Genomic DNA, 426 nt, shown 5'->3' with positions numbered 1-426 from the left:
CTCCTCGCGCATCCCGTCGCCTCGCGGCCGCAAGGCATGCACCTCGCGCAGCGGTTCGCGAAGCAGGTTCATTGCTCTCGCAGAGGCATTCAATGACCAACAGATGTCACGCGCTTCTCGCCTTTACCTCGCTCCTGCTCGCCGCGCCGCTCGCGTGGGCGGGCGGCGGCTACAACTATCCGACCGAGGGCCGCGTCGAATACGTGCTCAGTTGCATGGACGATAACGGTCACGATTTCGCGAACGTCTACAAGTGCTCGTGCGTGATCGACAAGATGGCCGCGTCGTTGCCGTACGACGAATTCGTCGATCAGTCGACCTTCTCGAAGTACGCGACGCTCGGCGGCGAAGGCGGCGCGGAATTCCGCGTCGATCACGCGACGGCGCAAACGAAGCGGTTCCGTACGCTGCAATCCAGCGCGTATC

The 426-nt window shown here is 63.1% G+C and carries 1 protein-coding gene; it reads left to right on the top strand.

Annotated features, from left to right (window positions below):
* Nucleotides 1–92: 92 nt before the first annotated feature.
* The coding region (locus VSR34_RS38745; RefSeq protein ID WP_342965280.1) for a hypothetical protein at nucleotides 93–426 on the top strand (334 nt) is incomplete at its 3' end.

The sequence above is a fragment of the Paraburkholderia sp. JHI2823 genome (genome assembly GCF_038900695.1).
Lineage (GTDB): Bacteria > Pseudomonadota > Gammaproteobacteria > Burkholderiales > Burkholderiaceae > Paraburkholderia > Paraburkholderia mimosarum.
Note: the sequence above shows the minus strand (reverse complement) of the source record. Positions and strands in the feature narration are given on the sequence as shown.